The organism is Flavobacterium gyeonganense (assembly GCF_029625295.1).
In the GTDB taxonomy this organism is placed as follows: Bacteria; Bacteroidota; Bacteroidia; order Flavobacteriales; family Flavobacteriaceae; genus Flavobacterium; species Flavobacterium gyeonganense.
The window spans coordinates 3,748,526-3,766,333 of sequence record NZ_CP121112.1 but is presented as its reverse complement, the minus strand read 5'-3'; the positions used below and the strand labels follow the sequence as shown (position 1 = coordinate 3,766,333).

Genomic DNA, 17,808 nt, shown 5'->3' with positions numbered 1-17,808 from the left:
GTATTAATTGGTTAAAATAATTTGATGCTTATCAATTATTTTTCTTAAATTCATTAGTGCATAACGCATTCTGCCTAATGCTGTGTTGATACTTACACCGGTTAATTCAGAGATTTCCTTGAAACTCATATCCTGATACATGCGCATTATCAATACTTCTTTTTGATCATCGGGAAGCTCCTGAATCAGTTTTTTAAGATCAACTTCGACCTGGTCCAAAATCATTTTACCTTCAATAGTTAAAGAATCATCAGACATAATCGAAAAAATCGAAAACTCTTCTGTTTCTCTGTACATTGGCATTTTTTTGGTTTTTCGAAAGTGATCCACAATTAAATTATGAGAAATTCGCATCACCCAAGGCAGGAATTTACCTTCTTCGTTGTATGAGTTGGATTTTAAAGTTTTAATAACCTTAATAAATGTATCCTGAAAAATATCATTTGAAATATCTCTATCAGCAATCTTTGAATATATGAATCCATAGATTTTAGATTCATGCCTTTTTATTAATGTTGCTAAAGCATTTTCATTGCCTTCAACATAATTTTTAACCAATAGAGCGTCAGGAATATGCAGATCAGCCATAATATACTACTTTTTTAGTTGTTTAAATTTGGAGTAATTTTCTAAAAAGTAATTTTATTATATAGGCTTATCTTTTTTGAGTTTGTTAATAATATGTCCAAATTTAACACATTTTTATTTTAAAAAGCAAATGAACAGAAGAATAATTAGTAGTAAAATTCGAAATAATAATAATTAATTTTAAATTTTATCGATAAAGTGCGTTTAAATCCTAAATAATTTAAATGTTTTAACAATTAAAAAAAGAAGTGCACTTATCTAAATTATTTATTTCAAACAAGTTACACCCCTTTTTTTAATAGTAGTTATTTTATATTATTTATATACACGGACATAATCAATATAAAATTTTTGAGGCAAAACTGTATCATCAACAGCCGGCCCTCCAAAATTTCCTCCAACAGCTAAATTAATAATGATATAAAATGGTTTATTAAAAGGCCAGGTATCTTCATTTTTAACTTCAGGATTAAAAGTATAAACCAAAATTTCGTCAACGAAAAAATCAATTTTATCTTTATTCCACTCAATCGCATAAATATGATATCCTTCTTCTATCTTAGGAAACTCAGTTCTTTTGGTATTAATTGTATTTCCATGACTGTCCTGAGTATGCAGGGTGGTATAAACCATATGCGGGTCTCTGCCTATATACTCTAAAATATCAATTTCTCCCGTTTTAGGCCATTTTACCTCATCAATATTGGCACCTAACATCCAAAATGCTGGCCATAGACCATGACCAATGGGCAGTTTTGCCCTTGCTTCAATTCGGCCATACAAAAACTCTTTTTTTCCTTTAGTGGTAATTTTTGTAGAAGTATACTTTTCGCCTTCTTTTCTGGCTTCAATGACCAAATTACCTTCTTTTATTTCATGATTGGTTTTGGTATAAATTTGTCTTTCATTATTTCCCCAGCCGCAAAGATTTGGACATCCGTCACCGACTTCAAAATTCCATACAGATTCGTTTACCTTATTATTAAAATTTTCTTCCCAAATCAGTTTTCTTTTTAGTCCCTGCGCCATGCAAAAACTACTAATTATAAAAAGCAACATTACTTTTTTCATGTCAATATTTTTTTAAATTAAGAAATTAAGAAGGCCAGCAAAAACTGACCTTCCAATTTTCATCATATTAATTAATTATTTTATTGATATACCCTTACATAATCAATCTCCATAGAAGACTGTGTAAAAGCAGGATCGATATTCCCTCCAAGGTTTCCTCCCATTGCTACATTTAATATTAAAAAGAAGTCGCTGTTAAACGGCAACGAAGTAGTATTCGCAACAGAATGTATGAGTGTATCATCAGCATATATTTTTATGGATGCCGGGCTCCAAACCGCTTTATATACATGAAATTCAGTTGAAACATTGGCGATTGTTTTACTGCCTGTGTCAGCGTTTCCTCCAGAGCGACCTGGATAATGGAGTGTACCATGAATTACATTTTGATTGTTTCCTACATGCTCCATAATATCAATTTCACCACAGGCAGGCCACGGACTTGTTGCGTAATTTTGTCCTAACATCCAGATCGCAGGCCAGGTTCCGGCACCTGTTGGAAGTTTGGCTCTTACTTCTACTTTTCCGTATTTGAATTTGAATTTATTATCACTTACCAATCTTGCTGATGAATAAGCGGCTCCTCCGGAAGATTCTTTTTTGGCAGTAATTTTAAGACTTCCGCCCTGAACGATTACATTCGTCGCAGAATTAGTATAATTTTGTTTTTCATTATTTCCCCAGCCATTATCTCCGGTTCCTAAATTATAACCCCATTTAACCGGATCAGGAGCACCATCAGTATTAAACTCATCTGACCATACCAAATTAGTATAATCTACATCTGTATCCGGAACCTGAGTTGGTTTTGTTGTCGTAAATATATGGTACCACGCTAGTGCAGGATTGCCCCCCATAACAGCTCTAACTACCATCCTGTTAGCCGTGATAGATAAAATCTCATAAGAACTCTGACCGATATAATACCCCATAAAACCACCATCAGAGAAATTTAACATAGTACCTCTTGTTTGTGTAGCATGATTAGGATTTTTAGTCACAACAGATTCTGACGGACTCAGGGATACATTTTTCACACCTCCTGCATTATATGCCAGACAAGCGTCATCAGGTGAACTTCCTCCTGCTACACTTGCAAAAGCAGCATTAAAAAAGGTAGAACCGCCATTATTCAATTCGTATTTTAATTGTTCTCCTTCTAAAGAAAAAGTCAATACGTTTTCGTACAAACAGCTACTGACTGGTGAGGCTGCTTTTTCAAATGCACCTGCCTGATAATAGTTCGCATAATAATTTTTAGTTGCATCACCATCATTTTGTCCCACCCCTAAATGTCCTGGTTCAGAAGCCGACCAATACCATTTTTTAGACGATCCTCCAGTTAGAAAGTCAACTGCTTCCGGATCACTAAAATTACTTAAAACCTCAACTTCAATCGTAGTATTACTAGCTATACCTCCTCTTCCGTAAGCAATAGCTGTAACTATATATTTATTTACGCCCGTTTTAGTAAATCGTTTATCAAAATGTCCACCAGGGGAATTTTCTGAAGTCCCATCGCTAAATACATATCTATATGAAATAACATCATCTCCTGTAGCTACAAGTTTAACAATTCCTGATCCGTCTCCATAGGGTTCCGCAGCTGTTTTTCCAACAATTTCAGCAGTTATCTGAATATTTGTTGGAGCAGTTATGTCTCCAAAAGTGTAATCATCTTTCTGACAACCAATCATCAGGAGAATCGCAAATAAGGATACTATTTTTATGATTATTTTTTTGCTCATGATTTCTTATTTTAATTGGATTGTTTTATATCATCGAAGTAATAGGTCGAACCTGTTCCCATTTGCCCAAAGTCAGGGAATAAAATAACTCGGTCGTATTTATTAGCAGCATTAAAACCTGGTGCAGTTGTCAAATCAAAAGTTAATACCTGCCATGCATTTGCTGTTGTGGTAGTGGCATGTGCTTCGAAAAATACTGTTGGATTTCCATTTCCGTCTTTTGGAGATGTTGAAGCTTCCATTTTATATAAAATATCAGCACCAACTTTAGGAGACAAAACAGTTACTTTTACTGTAGTACCTTTAGTAAAATCAATTGTATTTTCTAAATTCAGACTTGCACCAGCCCAAACCTGAGCTCCGGATGTTTTCTCAATTTTAACTACTTTATTTGATGTATTAGCTCCTGTTTTATCAGGATTTGTAACAACTGAAACAGGAATTGGTCCAAAACCTGCATCTCCAAAACCACCCCAAGCATAAGTTAAGCTAGCTGATTCGAAATCAAGAGGCAATTGCACAGATTGAGCAGCTGTTTTATAGAAATAAATATTATCAATAAACACTGTTCCGCCAGCCCATGGTGTTCCAACTAATTTTAACTGAAAAATTTTATCAACTGACAATCCCTGGCTTGTAAATGCTGAAATTGGAATATCAATACTTGTCCACTGATTTGCAGTAAGATCTTTTGTTACAGGTTTTTCTGAAGGACCAACATTAATCAATGAAGTTTCAATTTTCTGCAAATCTGCTGTCCAGACATCCATATGCAAATATTCCATACCCGAAACATCTACTGATGTACCATCTGCCAATGCGATTCCCTGATAACTTAATTTGATATAATTCAACATCTTGTCTCCATTTAAATCAAATTCTGTCCAACTGCTTCCTTGACCTGCCTGACCCCAGTCCGGGAAATAATTCGTTCCTGCAACATTGGTGTATTTAGAACCATAAATAGAAATCACATCACCAGCTTGTCTGTTTGGCGGAGCCGGAGCTGATGTTGTTGGATTAAGAACCAGTTTGGCAGTAACCTCAGTTTTATATTCTGTAGTTTTAACGGCAGCACTTTTTGAAACCACACGAATGGTATACACTCCTGCATTTTGGTACGTATAGGAAACCGATTCACCGTTATTTGCCGAAATTGGATCTGGTTTTCCTGCTTCTCCAAAATAAACATCATAAAATAAAGCATAATCAGCAGTCGCTTTTACTGTTATTTTTTTAGATACTGATAAATCATTCGTTACCACAACTACTAAATTCTCAGGGGCTTTAAAAGAAACTACTACCTGCTGAGCTACTTCGGTAGTTTTCCCATTTAATCCCATCGCTATGATTTTAGCAGTATAAACACCTTCAGCATATGCGTGTGTCACTGTAGCTCCTGGCGAAATATATTCTGAAACGGTACTTCCATCACCAAAATCAACTTTGTATTGTGTTGCTCCTTCTCCTTTAGGCAAAAAAGTAACTTTTCCTGAATTATCCTGTGTTACCGTAGTCAAGGCCGATATATTTTCAGGTACAGCTATACTGTCTAAATCAATATCGCTGTTATCGCTTGCACAACCCATCAGGATTGTCAAAACAAAAAAACTTATAATAAAATGTATTTTTTTCATGATTGATGCTTTTTAATATCCGGGATTTTGTTTCCAGCTTCCGTTTGCAAATTGAATCTCCTCAATTGGAATCGGAAATAACTCGTTTTTATCTTTTTCAAAACCGGGTATTTTCCCAACTGCTTTTCCAGTTCTCACCAAATCAAAAAAACGATGTCCTTCTCCAAAAAGTTCCAGTCTTCTTTCTGCTAAAATAAAATCAGTTAATGCAGCTCCTGAAGCTGATATATCATGATTAGTATCTCCAAAAGCACGTCTTCTCACCTGATTCAGATATCCTCTTGCTTTACCATCATCAATTCCTCCTCTGTTGTAAGCTTCAGCAGCCATTAATAAAACATCAGCATAACGAATAGCCCTGTAATTATTTGGATTCGTCAAATTCAAATCTCCCGCAGCATTCGCGCTTCTTTTTCTTGGTAAATATTTTCGGTTAAAAAAACCCGTATCCTCATTTCCTTTACTATACTTAACACCAGAATTAGCTGCTGCCCAGGCTGCAATATCTAATATAGCAACATCTTTACGTCTGTCGCCAACTTCAAAAGCATCCGCACTTTCCTGAGTTGGAACATTAAAACTAAAACCAGGTGAAAACAATGGCCCCTCATAACCACGTATACCACTGAAACCAACTGCTACATTCCCTTCGCTGCATTGCAAACACCCAAATCCGGCACCTTCAACGTCTGTATATTGTATTTCAAATACTGATTCAGGTCCGTTTTCTCCTTCCATTTCGAATATTGAATTATAATCTGACACCAAAGAATAAGGAGAAGTAGTTATTAAACCTTCTAAAGTTGTGGCTGCCTGTGCAAATTTTTTTTGATATAAATAGGCTTTCCCTAATAAAGCCTGCGCTGCTCCTTTAGTAATTCTTCCTTTTTGAGTTGTCGATGTTAATGGAGACAAATTAGCAATTGCAAAAGTTAAATCAGCTTCTATTGAAGCATATACTTCTGCTACTGTTGAGCGAGGAATTGTTTTTTCATCTCCAAGTTTAAATCTAGCATCGCCTTTCATCGGAATACCGCCAAACCATTTTACTAATTCAAATTGATAATATGCTCTAAGAAAACGCGTTTCTGCCAGAAGTTGTGCCTTTCCTTCAAAATCAGTTTTATCCTTAAATTCAAGGATATAGTTAGTTCTTTGCACACCTGCAAACATCCAATCCCATATATTCTTAAGGTTGCTGTTTGTTGAAGTGTGAATCATATCATCAATTTGCTGCCAGCCGATAACGTCTGTAGGGCTTTCTCCTCCACACAAAGTATTATCTGAAGCAATTTCTCCCAGCAAAACATTGGCGTATGTAGATTGAAGTATGTCATAAGCAGCAACTAATGCCTGATCATAATCACTCTTTGAGTTAAAATAGTTTTCTGAATCTATAGAATACTGTGGTTTGGTCTCTACAAAATCATCCGAGCAAGAAACAAAAACTGTTGAAAACAGTAGTCCTGTTAAAAGAAATATTTGTGTATATTTTTTCATTTTGATAGCTATTAAAAGTTAAGATTAAGTCCTAATTGATAAGTTCTTGGTACCGGATAAAACCCGTAATCAATTCCTCCCGCAATAGGATCTCCGGTAGAAGCTCCAGGATCAAAACCTTTATATTTTGTAAAAGTGTAAAGATTATTGGCCCCAACATATAGTCTAAGTTTTGTAATTCCGGCTTTTTGAGTTAATTTAGGATCTAATGTGTACCCTAACTGCACATTTTGAATTCTTAAATAAGAAGCGTCATCAACATAATAATCAGAAAAGACACTATTTGATGTAGCCCCTGTTGTAACTCTTGGTGTCGAATTTGAAGTTCCTTCTCCAGTCCATCTGTCTAATATATAATCCAAATGGTTAACATCTGACAGATTCCTCTCGTAGTTTCTTATTAAGTCATTACCCAAAGATGCATAAGTGTAAACTGCGAAATCCAGATTTTTATAATTGAGCTGTAAATTGAATCCCATAGTAGCTGCAGGAATCTGATCTCCAATATTTGTTCTGTCTTTGCTATCTACAACACCATCTCCATTAATATCTACAAATCTCAAGTCACCGGGAACAGCATTTGCTCCTAAAGCCAGTTGAGAAGGGTGTGCATCAACTTCTGCCTGATTTTGAAAAATACCATCAGTTTTATATCCATAAAAATAACCTATTGGCTTTCCTTCTTCCATTCTGGTTGGCGCAAGCTGCCCCACAGAAAATGAGCCTCTTTCTATATAATGAGTAGCATTATTTACCTCAATTACTTTATTTTTAAGAAAAGTAACATTGTATCCGGCGCTCATAGAAAAAGCATCAGAAAACTTCTCTTTGTAATCGACAGCAAATTCAAAACCTGAATTCCTTACTGTACCGGCATTTATCGTTGGAGCACCAGCACCCGGTGCACCTATCCCACTTATACCAGTAACTGCAATACCAGGGATTAGCAAATCTTTTCTGGTATCTATAAAATAATCTGCTACTACTGAAACTTTATTATCTAATAATTTCATATCAACCCCAACATCAAACTTCTTAGCTGCTTCCCATTTCACATTCGGGTTTGGCAGAATACCCTGAGCCCTGCCACTAACCAATTCGCCATTAAAAACGTAAGTAGCTTCTCCTGTGAGCTGACCTAAATAAGTAAAATCTCCAATCTGATCATTTCCTAAACTACCATAACTGGCTCTGAATTTTAAGAAATTAACTGTTTTTGAATTTCCAAAGAATTTTTCGTCAGAAACAACCCATCCTCCAGTGACAGAAGGAAAATAAGCTACTTTATTTGCCGGACCGAATCTGGAAGAGGCATCGCGTCTTATAATAGCAGAAAGTAAATATTTGCCTTTAAAATCGTATTGTACCCTTCCAAAATAAGACAATCTTCTTACATCATAATCATAAGAACTGTTATTTAAAACTTTTGAAATAGTTGATATTAATTTAAGGTCAGCAAATTCCCATGAATTATAAGGCACATCATAGCCAGTTGCATAAAGTCCATTGCCCCAGGTTTTGTAAATTGTAGTGCCAATAACGCCAACTATATTATGACTTTCACCGACTTTTTTTGTGTAAGTACCATAAAGGTCAAATGAATAATCATTATCATTTACAGCTCCCTGAGTTACTGAGCTTTGCTTTACGTCAAACACTTTACCCCCATAACTAATTTCTTTTCCAAAAGTTTTCGATTCACTGTTTGAAGTATTAAAACCGATGGTACTCGTTATTACAAAATCTTTAAAAATTTTATAATCTATACCAAAGCTTCCATTAAGTTTTTTATAATTATAATCATTATAGGTGTTAGCAATCTGGGCTAAAGGATTAATAATTTCGTTTCCTAACCCATTAAGAGGTATTACTGTAAAATTTCCATTTGCATCATATGGTTTAATTGTAGCTGGAATATTTAAAGCATTAAATAAAACAGACCCTAATCCGTTTTCATTTACTGTTTTTCTTGTAAAATAAGTATAAATTACATTAGTCTTAAATTTTAATCTATCAGTTACGTCACCACCAATAGCTACTCTGGCAGTATTTCTTAAAAATCCAGATTTATCTGCCCCAACTATTCCTTCCTGATCAAGATGGGAACCGCTAACAGAATAGTTTATTTTTTCTGATCCTCCTGAAATAGTTAAGTCATGACTGATAATTGGTATCCCTTTACCAAAAACTTCATCCTGCCAGTCGGTGCCTTTTCCTAAACCAGTAACGTTAGGATAGGGAACTGTTTTTCCTGCGTTAGCATAACTTTCATTTAATAAAAGGGCATATTCTGTAGCATTTAAAGTCTGTAGCTTTTTTGATGTTTCCTGAAACCCTGTATATGTATTGTATGAAAGTTTAGCTTTAGTATTTCTTTTCCCCATCTTAGTAGTAATCAAAATGATACCGTTTGCACCAATAGTTCCATAGATAGCAGCTTGGGAATCCTTTAATACCGTAATAGTTTCAATATCGCCAGGGTTCAGCAAACTTAAATCTCCTATATAACCATCAATAATAGCAGCTGGTTTGTTTTCACCATTAGTAGCAATACCACGTATGCGAATATCTAATCCCGCACCAGGGGCACCTGACTGACTAGTTACATTTACCCCTGAAACAGTTCCTTGCAAAGCCTGCTCTACTTTTACAGGTTTTAAAGCTTCAATCGTTTTACTGTCAACTAAACCTACTGATCCGGTAAGATCTCTCTTTTTCTGTGTACCATAACCAATCACCACAACTTCATCCAATGACTTTGCATCATCGTTCATTTTGACAGTTATTCTGTTATCCGATACAGAAACCTCTTGGGTTCGAAAACCGATGTAACTTAAAACGATTATCGTTCCTTTTGAAAGGCCTGATAATTTAAAAGAACCGTCAAAATCTGTTGTGGTACTTTGTGACGAACTTTTAACTTTTACATTTACTCCAGGCAGTGACATCCCTGAAGCATCCAGTACTGTACCATTTACATCAAAAGTCTGCGAAAACGCAAAAGAGGTAAACAGTAGCAATACTATTAATAATAATTTTGGTTTCATATTTAGTTAGTTTTTTATTGAATGATAAAATTATTATATCTCTTTAACAATAAGATAAAAATAACCTCAACAAAAAACATACATCGTAAAAAATCAATAATAAAAATAAAAATACATCAAAAAAACTATCATTAAATACGCAAATTAGAATTGTTAATTTTTTTAACAAATAAGTGTGTAATTCACAATAAAACGTAAATGTTGAGGCAATGTATAGGTATTTATAGCGTAATTTAGATTTACTATACAGACAAAATATATTCTACTAGACCAATTTCATGCTGCAAATCCATTTTTTTGCGTAGGCGATACCTTTTTATTTCAACACTTCGAACCGAGATATTAAATAATGGTGCGATTTCTTTTGAAGAAAGATTCAATCGCAGGTATGCACACAGTCGCAAATCATTGGGAGTAAGTAACGGATGTATCTGTTTTATTCTTTTTAAAAAGTCTTTGTCAGCATTATCAAAAGCTTCTTTAAAAATTTTCCAGGAATCTTCCTCTGTAATATTGTCATTGATAGTTCTAATAACCGATTTTATATTTTTGTTATCATCCTGAACCGTTTTCTTCAAATCTTCTTTAATAAATGCTAAAAGTTCATTTTTGCTATTGAGACTCATGGTTGAAACCGCTAACTCCCTGTTTTTATTATCAACATCCTGTGACAATTGCTCGTTTCTGAGTTTCATCAACTGCTGCTCGTTTTCGAGTTCCTTGATCTCTAATAATAGATTATTTTCCTCTATTAACTTCTCTTTTTGCTTTTGATAAAAGTTTCGATACGCCTTATTAATAAAATAGCCAATCACAACAAGCAGTAATAAATAAACCAAACAAGCCAGATTAGTTAAATACCAGGGTTTCAAAACTATAAAAGTATAAGTAGCTGTATTTTGTAAAAGTGTATTGGCATATTTTGCACGAACTTTGAAAGTATATTCTCCTGGTGGTAAATTTTTAAAATTAACAGAAGATTTTGTACTCCACTCACTCCATTCATTCTGAAAACCTTCTAACAAATATTGATATTCTGAATTAATATATTTATTGTATTCCGGAACAGTATAATTTAAAGTGACATTGTTTTTATTCGATTTAAAACTTCCTTCTTCATTTAAAACAACATTTTTCAAAGCCTGATTCTGCTCATTAACGGAAATCTCGGAAATGGAAACTATATAATTTTTAAAACTTAAATCATCAATATTAAGTGTATAATAACCATCGGTAGTTCCTATTAAATAAGCTGTCTTTGAAATTTGAGTAATATTTTCAAAACCCAGCATAGAATTTGTTAAGGATGAAGGAATTGGAATAATATTTTGTTTTAACTGATGACTTAACTTACTGGCAGAAAAATAATGGATATAATTTTTAGAAAATAACCAGATTTTATTCGATTTATCAACAATCAGTTTACCCGAAGTATATTCGTCCTTTTCAAAAATAGAACTCAGTAATTTGTCTTTTTCAAACTGTTTTGCAACTGAATTTAATTTGAATATTCCGTCTTTACAAGCATAATATATTGTATTATTAAATTTTGTAAGACTTGCATTTTTCCCTTTTTTGGGAGAAGAATATGTATAAAAATCTATTGCCTTTGAAAAAGAATAATCGGTTTTAATCCTAAAAACCCCCTTGTATTCATGACTTATATAAATTTCCTGATTTGGAGCAATTTCAAAATAACGTGACGAATAATTAAAACCTTCAATTTTATTTTTAAATCGCCATTGGTTATTAATTTTCTCTAAAACCGAAATTCCGTAATAATTTCCCTGAAACAGAATATTTTTATGATTCGGCACTGGCTCAAATTTCCATGTTCCTGAATTTCTAAAAATATTTTTTGCCAAAGTATTTTCTACAATAAAAGTACCTGAATCGTGACCGCAAAAAAGAGTATTATCATATTCAAATAATGACCAGACTTGCCCTTTTGTTCCATTTACAAACTGAAAATCTTCATTACTTTGGTATCTTTTACAAAACAATCCCTGATTAGTGCCTACATATAATATTCCGTTGTTTACAATTGAAGTATAAACAGTTCCTAATACTCCTGTATCGTCTGTAAAACTATGGACAGGAGTCTGTAAGTTTATACAATTAATTCCATTATCAAGACCAATCCAAACATTCTGATCTTTATCTTCAAACAAAGACAAAGCAGTATTATTACTCAATCCTTTACTTTGTGAAATATGATAATTTAATTTTCCTGAATCCGATAAAATAAAAATTCCGTCAGAAACAGTTCCTAAAGCATAGCTCCCATCATGAAGCCTCTGGCTGCTGTAAACAAACCCCGCTTTTATCTGTGAATCAACTGCTGTTTTAAAAGGAGTTAAAACTGTACCAACTAGTTTATAAAATCCGTCTAATTGCGTCTGAATCAGTAAGCCGTCATCAACTGCAAAAACATTTACAATAGTATTTTTTTTCAGAACAGGGTGCTCTGAAATCAATTTTCCTTTTCCTTCTTCGATTTCGAAGAGCCCCTCATTTGTAGTTTGGTAATAAATCGAATTTTTGGTACAAAATGATTTTACAACACCATTTTTAGGCGCAATAATTTTAAATCTTTTTGTTTTGGTATCGTAAATATAAATTCGGTTCAAAGACTGAAATAATACCCATTGATCATATTTTAAAATGTTCCAGAATTGTTCGTCGTCCAGAATTTTATTTTTGATTTTGTCGCTAAGTGAAGTGTATTTTAACTTCCCATTTGACTGTCTTGTCCAGTAACCAAAATTCATGTAGCAACCGGTATAAATCTTATTATCGATTACTTTTACCGATCGCATTATGGTTTCGTTTGGCGTTGGATATAACTCCCAATTTGTTCCATTATACTCTAAAAGTCCTTCATTATTGGCAAAATACATTATATTTTGTTCGTCCTGCGTAATCATCCAGCTTTGGTTTCCTGCACCGTGAACAGCAGAAGGATATTTTACAATTGGCGGTAATTCCTGAGAAAACAGGCTTACAGACATCAAAAAATACAGAAAGGAAAGCTTAGTCTTCAAATTTATAGTGTTTTAATTTGTTACAAAAACAGTTCTAAAATAGCTTATTTTGAATCAAACCAGCAAATTTTAATATAAAATATATAGCTATAAAAAATTGTTTTCTATCCAGATTCTGTTAAAATTTGGAACAGCCACCTTAACAAAACTCATTTCAAAATTGATTACTTTTGTAGAAATTGACTTTTTTATGCAGATTGATCTTTCGACACTAGACCCAAAACATAATATCATCATTAAAGGCGCTCAGGTACATAATTTAAAGAATGTAGATGTTGCTATTCCGCGAAATAAACTTGTAGTCATCACAGGACTTTCAGGATCTGGAAAATCAAGTTTGGCATTTGATACTTTATATGCCGAAGGACAGCGCCGTTATGTTGAAAGTTTATCATCATATGCACGCCAGTTCTTAGGGCGCTTAGACAAACCTAAAGTTGAATACATCAAAGGAATTGCTCCGGCAATTGCAATTGAACAGAAAGTAAATACCACCAACGCCCGTTCAACTGTAGGGACGTCAACCGAAATTTACGATTATATCAAACTTTTATATGCCAGAATTGGCCGTACTTATTCTCCCATTTCCGGCAGAGAAGTAAAAAAGAATACCGTAACCGATGTTATCTCAGATGTAAAAACTTTAGAAATTGACAGCAAATGGCTTTTATTGTCACCTATTCATTTAGAAGAAGGAAGAAAGCTTGAAGACAAACTTAAAGTCCTTTTACAACAGGGATTTGCGCGTATATTAATTGATAATGAAATGGTTCGTCTGGATGAATTTTCACCTTCCGATATTCACAAATTAGACAATAAAGACATTTTATTAGTCATTGACAGAATCGTTGTTAAAGAGGAAGAAGAATTCTATAACCGTCTTGCAGATGCTGTACAAACCGCTTTTTTTGAAGGAAAAGGAATTTGTTTCCTTCAGGAATTAGGTACCAATAAAAGATTTTCTTATTCTAATAATTTTGAATTAGACGGCATTACGTTTTTAGAACCCAATGTCCATTTATTCAGTTTTAATAATCCTTATGGAGCGTGCCCAGTTTGCGAAGGCTACGGAAACATCATTGGTATTGATGCCGATTTAGTTGTACCAAATACAGCATTATCTGTTTTTGAAAGTGCTATTTATCCATGGAGAGGAGAAAGCATGAGCTGGTATAAAGATGAATTAGTAAAGCATGCTTATAAATTTGATTTTCCAATTCACAAACCGTATTTTGAACTTACAGAAGATCAAAAAGATTTAGTATGGAAAGGCAATCAGTATTTTCAGGGATTAAACAGCTTTTTTAAAGAACTCGAAGAGAAAAATTATAAAATTCAAAATCGGGTAATGTTATCCCGTTACCGTGGTAAAACAAAATGTCATGCATGCCGTGGTAAACGTTTGCGTGAAGAGGCTTCATATGTAAAAATCAGTGGAAAAACGGTTTCTGAATTAGTGGATTTACCAATAAAACATTTGGTCAGTTTTTTCAAAAACATCGAATTGAATGTTTACGAACAACAGATTGCCAAACGCTTAATGGTCGAAATTAACAATCGTTTGTCATTTTTGACTGAAGTTGGTTTAGATTATCTGACTTTAAACAGAAACTCCGCATCACTATCAGGAGGTGAATCCCAAAGAATTAATCTTGCCACATCACTGGGAAGCAGTCTGGTAGGATCAATGTACATCCTAGATGAACCAAGTATAGGTTTACATCCAAAAGATTCTGAACGATTAATAAAAGTTTTATTGTCACTTCGTGATTTAGGCAATACAGTAATTGTAGTTGAACACGATGAAGATATAATGAAAGCAGCCGATATGATTATTGACATTGGTCCTGAAGCAGGAACTTTTGGCGGAAATTTGGTAGCTCAGGGAACATATGATGAAATTTTAGAGTCAGAATCTCTAACTGCAAAATATTTAAATGGTGATTTAGAAATTTCTGTACCTAAAAAAAGACGCAAATTCAAAAATCATATTGATATTATTGGGGCCAGAGAAAACAATTTAAAAAACATTAATGTTACTTTTCCATTGGATGTTTTAACGGTAGTCACAGGAGTTTCAGGAAGCGGAAAAAGTACCCTTATTAAAAAGATTTTATTTCCGGCTATGCAGAAAAAACTGGAAAGTGCTTCAGAAAAAGCGGGTCAGTTTACCGACATAAAAGGGTCTTTTTCTCAAATAAAACACATTGAGTATGTAGATCAGAATCCTATTGGAAGAAGTTCCAGATCCAATCCTGTTACTTATATAAAAGCTTATGATGATATTCGTGACTTGTACGCCAAAGAAAAACTGTCTAAAATAAGAGGTTATCAGGCCAAGCATTTTTCTTTTAATGTAGATGGCGGCAGATGCGAAACCTGTAAAGGAGAAGGCTCTATAAACGTCGAAATGGTTTTCATGGCCGATGTTTCTTTGCCTTGTGAAACCTGCGGAGGGAAACGATTCAAAAAAGAGATTTTGGAAATTAATTTCAACGAAAAAAACATCAATGATATCCTGACCATGACTATCGATGATGCTATTGCTTTTTTTGAAAAAAACAAACAACCCAAAATCACTCAAAAACTACAGCCTCTTCAGGATGTTGGTTTAGGATATGTTCAGCTCGGACAATCTTCTTCTACCCTTTCCGGAGGTGAAGCACAACGTATTAAACTTGCCTCTTTTTTAGTAAAGGGAGTCACGAAAGACAAGGCTTTATTCGTTTTTGATGAACCAACAACAGGTTTACATTTTCATGATATTAAAAAACTACTGGCATCGTTTGATGCCCTTATCGAGAAAGGTCATTCTATCATTGTAATTGAACACAATCTGGATCTTATAAAATGTGCGGACTGGATTGTTGATTTAGGTCCTGAAGGAGGTGAAAACGGCGGTCATTTATTAGCCGCAGGAACTCCTGAAGACATTGTGAAGGTTAGCGAATCTGTTACAGGAATTTATTTAAAAGAAAAACTCCAATAAAAATAAATTAGCCACAAATTATTCTTTTTACTGAATTGTAATAAGTAATAATTTGTGGCTAATTTTTAAAATTGCTTCGTCCTGCGCGTTAAGCAACTAAACATCTTTCTTCAAAGGGAACACCATCTTCATCTATAGCGACTAAAATCTTTTTTTGTTTAGACGCTTGGACTGTAAGATACAACCATGCTACTGACCATAGACCTAATGTTAGACAAAATATTATAAAATTGAAACCATGATCTACAGCTTTTCCTCCTTTTGAAAGTACCGCAAAAAGCATTTTGTCATTGCGTTCCTCAAGTATAAATCCATTATGAACCTTTTTAGAAATCATATTAGAGAATACTTGTAAACTTTCCTCCTGGCTGAATTGATTGTTTTTCATAATCATTAAATTAAAACTAATCTTATAAATTTTTAAACAAAATTACACAAACTCAATACTGTTAACAATACCCACTTTTAGTGATTTACAAATAATTTTTCAATGTAAAAGAGATTTTCTTGTTAATCCGTGAACATAAAGGTAGTTTTTATCTTATAAACTACAAATAAAACAAATGTTAAATTTAGATTAGAAATACCGAAAATGGATTATATATCTATCAAACTAATTCAATTTTTTTAATACTAGGTATTTGTACTAAACAAATCTTGTTTAAATTTTGATTCCAATTTTTCTTAGAAGACCATCAACAACTTTATTTATATCTGGCGATATATTCAATTTATAATTCAGGTATAGATATAAAATCGTGACCAAAATAGATTTCATAGCAATTCCAATCAAAGGATAAATTGGAAAATCCCAAAAATAGAACGCTAAAAACAAAGCTGTTGTAACTCCTACAGAATATAAATTTTGTATTGTAAAAGGGTATAAATGAAGTTTTTTAACTACAAACAATAATTTGGCTAAACTATAAAAAGTAATTGACAACAGGGTGGCAAATGCAGATCCCATAATACCATAAAGGGGTATGAAAATTACATTTAAAATAAACGTTAATATAACTAAACCTAAACCCAGAAATAATACGGTTTTGTAATATTTAGTATTAAAAATGATAGCATTATTATTTCCCAAAATTAAATCGAAATATTTTGAAAGACCAATCATAAAAACCACAGGAATTCCTCCCCTATACTCGTCAGGAACAATCTCATATAATTGATTGATATTAACAAATATGCACAGCATAACAAAACCACCTACAATTTGAAGATTTATAGATGTTTTTTTGTATAAAATATTTAATTCGTCATGTTTGTTTTCATGCATTAATTTAGCAGTAATCGGATATACGATTTGATGCATGGCACGACTTGGAACTGAAATAACTAAGGCAATATAAGTTGCTACAGAATAATAAGCAATATTCTTAATTTCCATGTATTGATTCAGCATCAGTTTATCACCATCTAAAAGCAGATTCGCAACACTTCCAGACAAAATAATGTAAAAAGTATATTCCATAACACTTTTTACATTGTCCGGAATTGTGATTTGAAAATTCGGCCTTTTAATATAAAATGCATAAAACATCGTAATCAAAAAAGCTAAAAAATAAATTATTGCAGTCAGATAAACAAATTGAACCAGGGATATCCAGTTAAAATACAAGCCAATCAAGGCAAAACTGGAGAATAATCTCAATCCAACTTCTTTTATAAAATTTCCAAAAACGGAATGCATGTGAACTCTTGCCCACGCATAAAAAATTTCAAAATACGCCATGCAAATTCCAATAAACGGAATTAAAAACATAAATTCCCTTACAACAGGATTTTCCTTAGAAACGAAATCGGTAATATCATCAAAGAAAAAGATTCCGATAATCCCCAAAGGAATACACATTAATATCGGAAACAATGCTGTAAAAGACAAAAATTGCTCTCTCTCCTCTTCAGTATCATATTGTGAATAAAATTTAACTAATGTATTTTGCATCCCAATAGCAAATAAAGGCATAATAACATTTGCGGCAGAAAGAATATAATTTGTTAAGGCATAATATGTTGCTCCTAAATAAATTGGGTACAAATAAAGAGTATTAATAGCCCCAATACCGAAACCTATATAAGTAATTATAGTATTTTTGAAAGATTGATTTAAAACAATACCCATGTTCGAGTGTAAATTGTTAAATTTAGATTATTTGGTTTGTTTTGGAAAACTTG

At 33.3% G+C, this 17,808-nt stretch carries 10 protein-coding genes; 1 reads left to right on the top strand and 9 read right to left on the bottom strand.

The genetic code is table 11. The features are described from left to right. Positions 1 to 3: 3 nt before the first annotated feature. From P5P89_RS16130 to P5P89_RS16100, 7 genes are all read right to left on the bottom strand, one after another. On the bottom strand, positions 4 to 588 hold the full coding sequence (locus tag P5P89_RS16130; RefSeq protein WP_223681599.1) for an RNA polymerase sigma factor: 585 nt from the start codon (positions 586 to 588) through the stop codon (positions 4 to 6). 315 nt (positions 589 to 903) lie between these two features. Next, positions 904 to 1,659: a glycoside hydrolase family 16 protein gene (locus P5P89_RS16125; protein WP_278009247.1), complete on the bottom strand. Its 756-nt coding sequence runs from the start codon at positions 1,657 to 1,659 to the stop codon at positions 904 to 906. 80 nt (positions 1,660 to 1,739) lie between these two features. Beyond that, on the bottom strand, positions 1,740 to 3,407 hold the full coding sequence (locus P5P89_RS16120; protein ID WP_278009246.1) for a glycoside hydrolase family 16 protein: 1,668 nt from the start codon (positions 3,405 to 3,407) through the stop codon (positions 1,740 to 1,742). Between the two features lie 11 nt (positions 3,408 to 3,418). Then, positions 3,419 to 5,044 carry a hypothetical protein gene (locus P5P89_RS16115; protein ID WP_278009245.1) on the bottom strand — a complete coding sequence of 542 codons (1,626 nt, stop codon included), beginning with the start codon at positions 5,042 to 5,044 and terminating at the stop codon, positions 3,419 to 3,421. A gap of 12 nt (positions 5,045 to 5,056) precedes the next feature. Next, positions 5,057 to 6,544 (bottom strand): RagB/SusD family nutrient uptake outer membrane protein, encoded by a 1,488-nt coding sequence (locus tag P5P89_RS16110; RefSeq protein ID WP_278009244.1) that lies wholly within the window; start codon positions 6,542 to 6,544, stop codon positions 5,057 to 5,059. Between the two features lie 11 nt (positions 6,545 to 6,555). Then, the gene (locus tag P5P89_RS16105) at positions 6,556 to 9,591 is read right to left on the bottom strand and encodes a SusC/RagA family TonB-linked outer membrane protein (RefSeq protein WP_278009243.1); all 3,036 of its coding nucleotides are present in this window, start codon (positions 9,589 to 9,591) and stop codon (positions 6,556 to 6,558) included. A gap of 242 nt (positions 9,592 to 9,833) precedes the next feature. Beyond that, entirely contained in the window at positions 9,834 to 12,635 is a 2,802-nt protein-coding gene (locus tag P5P89_RS16100; RefSeq protein WP_278009242.1) for a triple tyrosine motif-containing protein, read from the bottom strand. Positions 12,636 to 12,825: 190 nt separating this feature from the next. On the opposite strand from P5P89_RS16100, the gene uvrA reads away from it, so the two are divergent. Further along, positions 12,826 to 15,624 (top strand): excinuclease ABC subunit UvrA, encoded by a 2,799-nt coding sequence (uvrA, locus tag P5P89_RS16095; RefSeq protein WP_278012027.1) that lies wholly within the window; start codon positions 12,826 to 12,828, stop codon positions 15,622 to 15,624. A gap of 88 nt (positions 15,625 to 15,712) precedes the next feature. Here the strand turns inward: uvrA and P5P89_RS16090 are convergent, their stop codons facing one another. Together P5P89_RS16090 and P5P89_RS16085 are read right to left on the bottom strand one after the other, a co-directional pair. Further along, positions 15,713 to 16,012 (bottom strand): hypothetical protein, encoded by a 300-nt coding sequence (locus P5P89_RS16090; RefSeq protein WP_269235241.1) that lies wholly within the window; start codon positions 16,010 to 16,012, stop codon positions 15,713 to 15,715. A 273-nt stretch (positions 16,013 to 16,285) separates the two neighbouring features. Continuing rightward, positions 16,286 to 17,755: an oligosaccharide flippase family protein gene (locus P5P89_RS16085; RefSeq protein ID WP_278009241.1), complete on the bottom strand. Its 1,470-nt coding sequence runs from the start codon at positions 17,753 to 17,755 to the stop codon at positions 16,286 to 16,288. Between the last annotated feature and the right edge of the window lie 53 nt (positions 17,756 to 17,808).

Coding starts and splice junctions, on each gene's coding strand:
- P5P89_RS16130 (WP_223681599.1), bottom strand. CDS start 588: ATGGCTGATCTGCATATTCCTGACGCTCTATTGGTTAAAAATTATGTT.
- P5P89_RS16125 (WP_278009247.1), bottom strand. CDS start 1,659: ATGAAAAAAGTAATGTTGCTTTTTATAATTAGTAGTTTTTGCATGGCG.
- P5P89_RS16120 (WP_278009246.1), bottom strand. CDS start 3,407: ATGAGCAAAAAAATAATCATAAAAATAGTATCCTTATTTGCGATTCTC.
- P5P89_RS16115 (WP_278009245.1), bottom strand. CDS start 5,044: ATGAAAAAAATACATTTTATTATAAGTTTTTTTGTTTTGACAATCCTG.
- P5P89_RS16110 (WP_278009244.1), bottom strand. CDS start 6,544: ATGAAAAAATATACACAAATATTTCTTTTAACAGGACTACTGTTTTCA.
- P5P89_RS16105 (WP_278009243.1), bottom strand. CDS start 9,591: ATGAAACCAAAATTATTATTAATAGTATTGCTACTGTTTACCTCTTTT.
- uvrA (WP_278012027.1), top strand. CDS start 12,826: ATGCAGATTGATCTTTCGACACTAGACCCAAAACATAATATCATCATT.
- P5P89_RS16090 (WP_269235241.1), bottom strand. CDS start 16,012: ATGAAAAACAATCAATTCAGCCAGGAGGAAAGTTTACAAGTATTCTCT.
- P5P89_RS16085 (WP_278009241.1), bottom strand. CDS start 17,755: ATGGGTATTGTTTTAAATCAATCTTTCAAAAATACTATAATTACTTAT.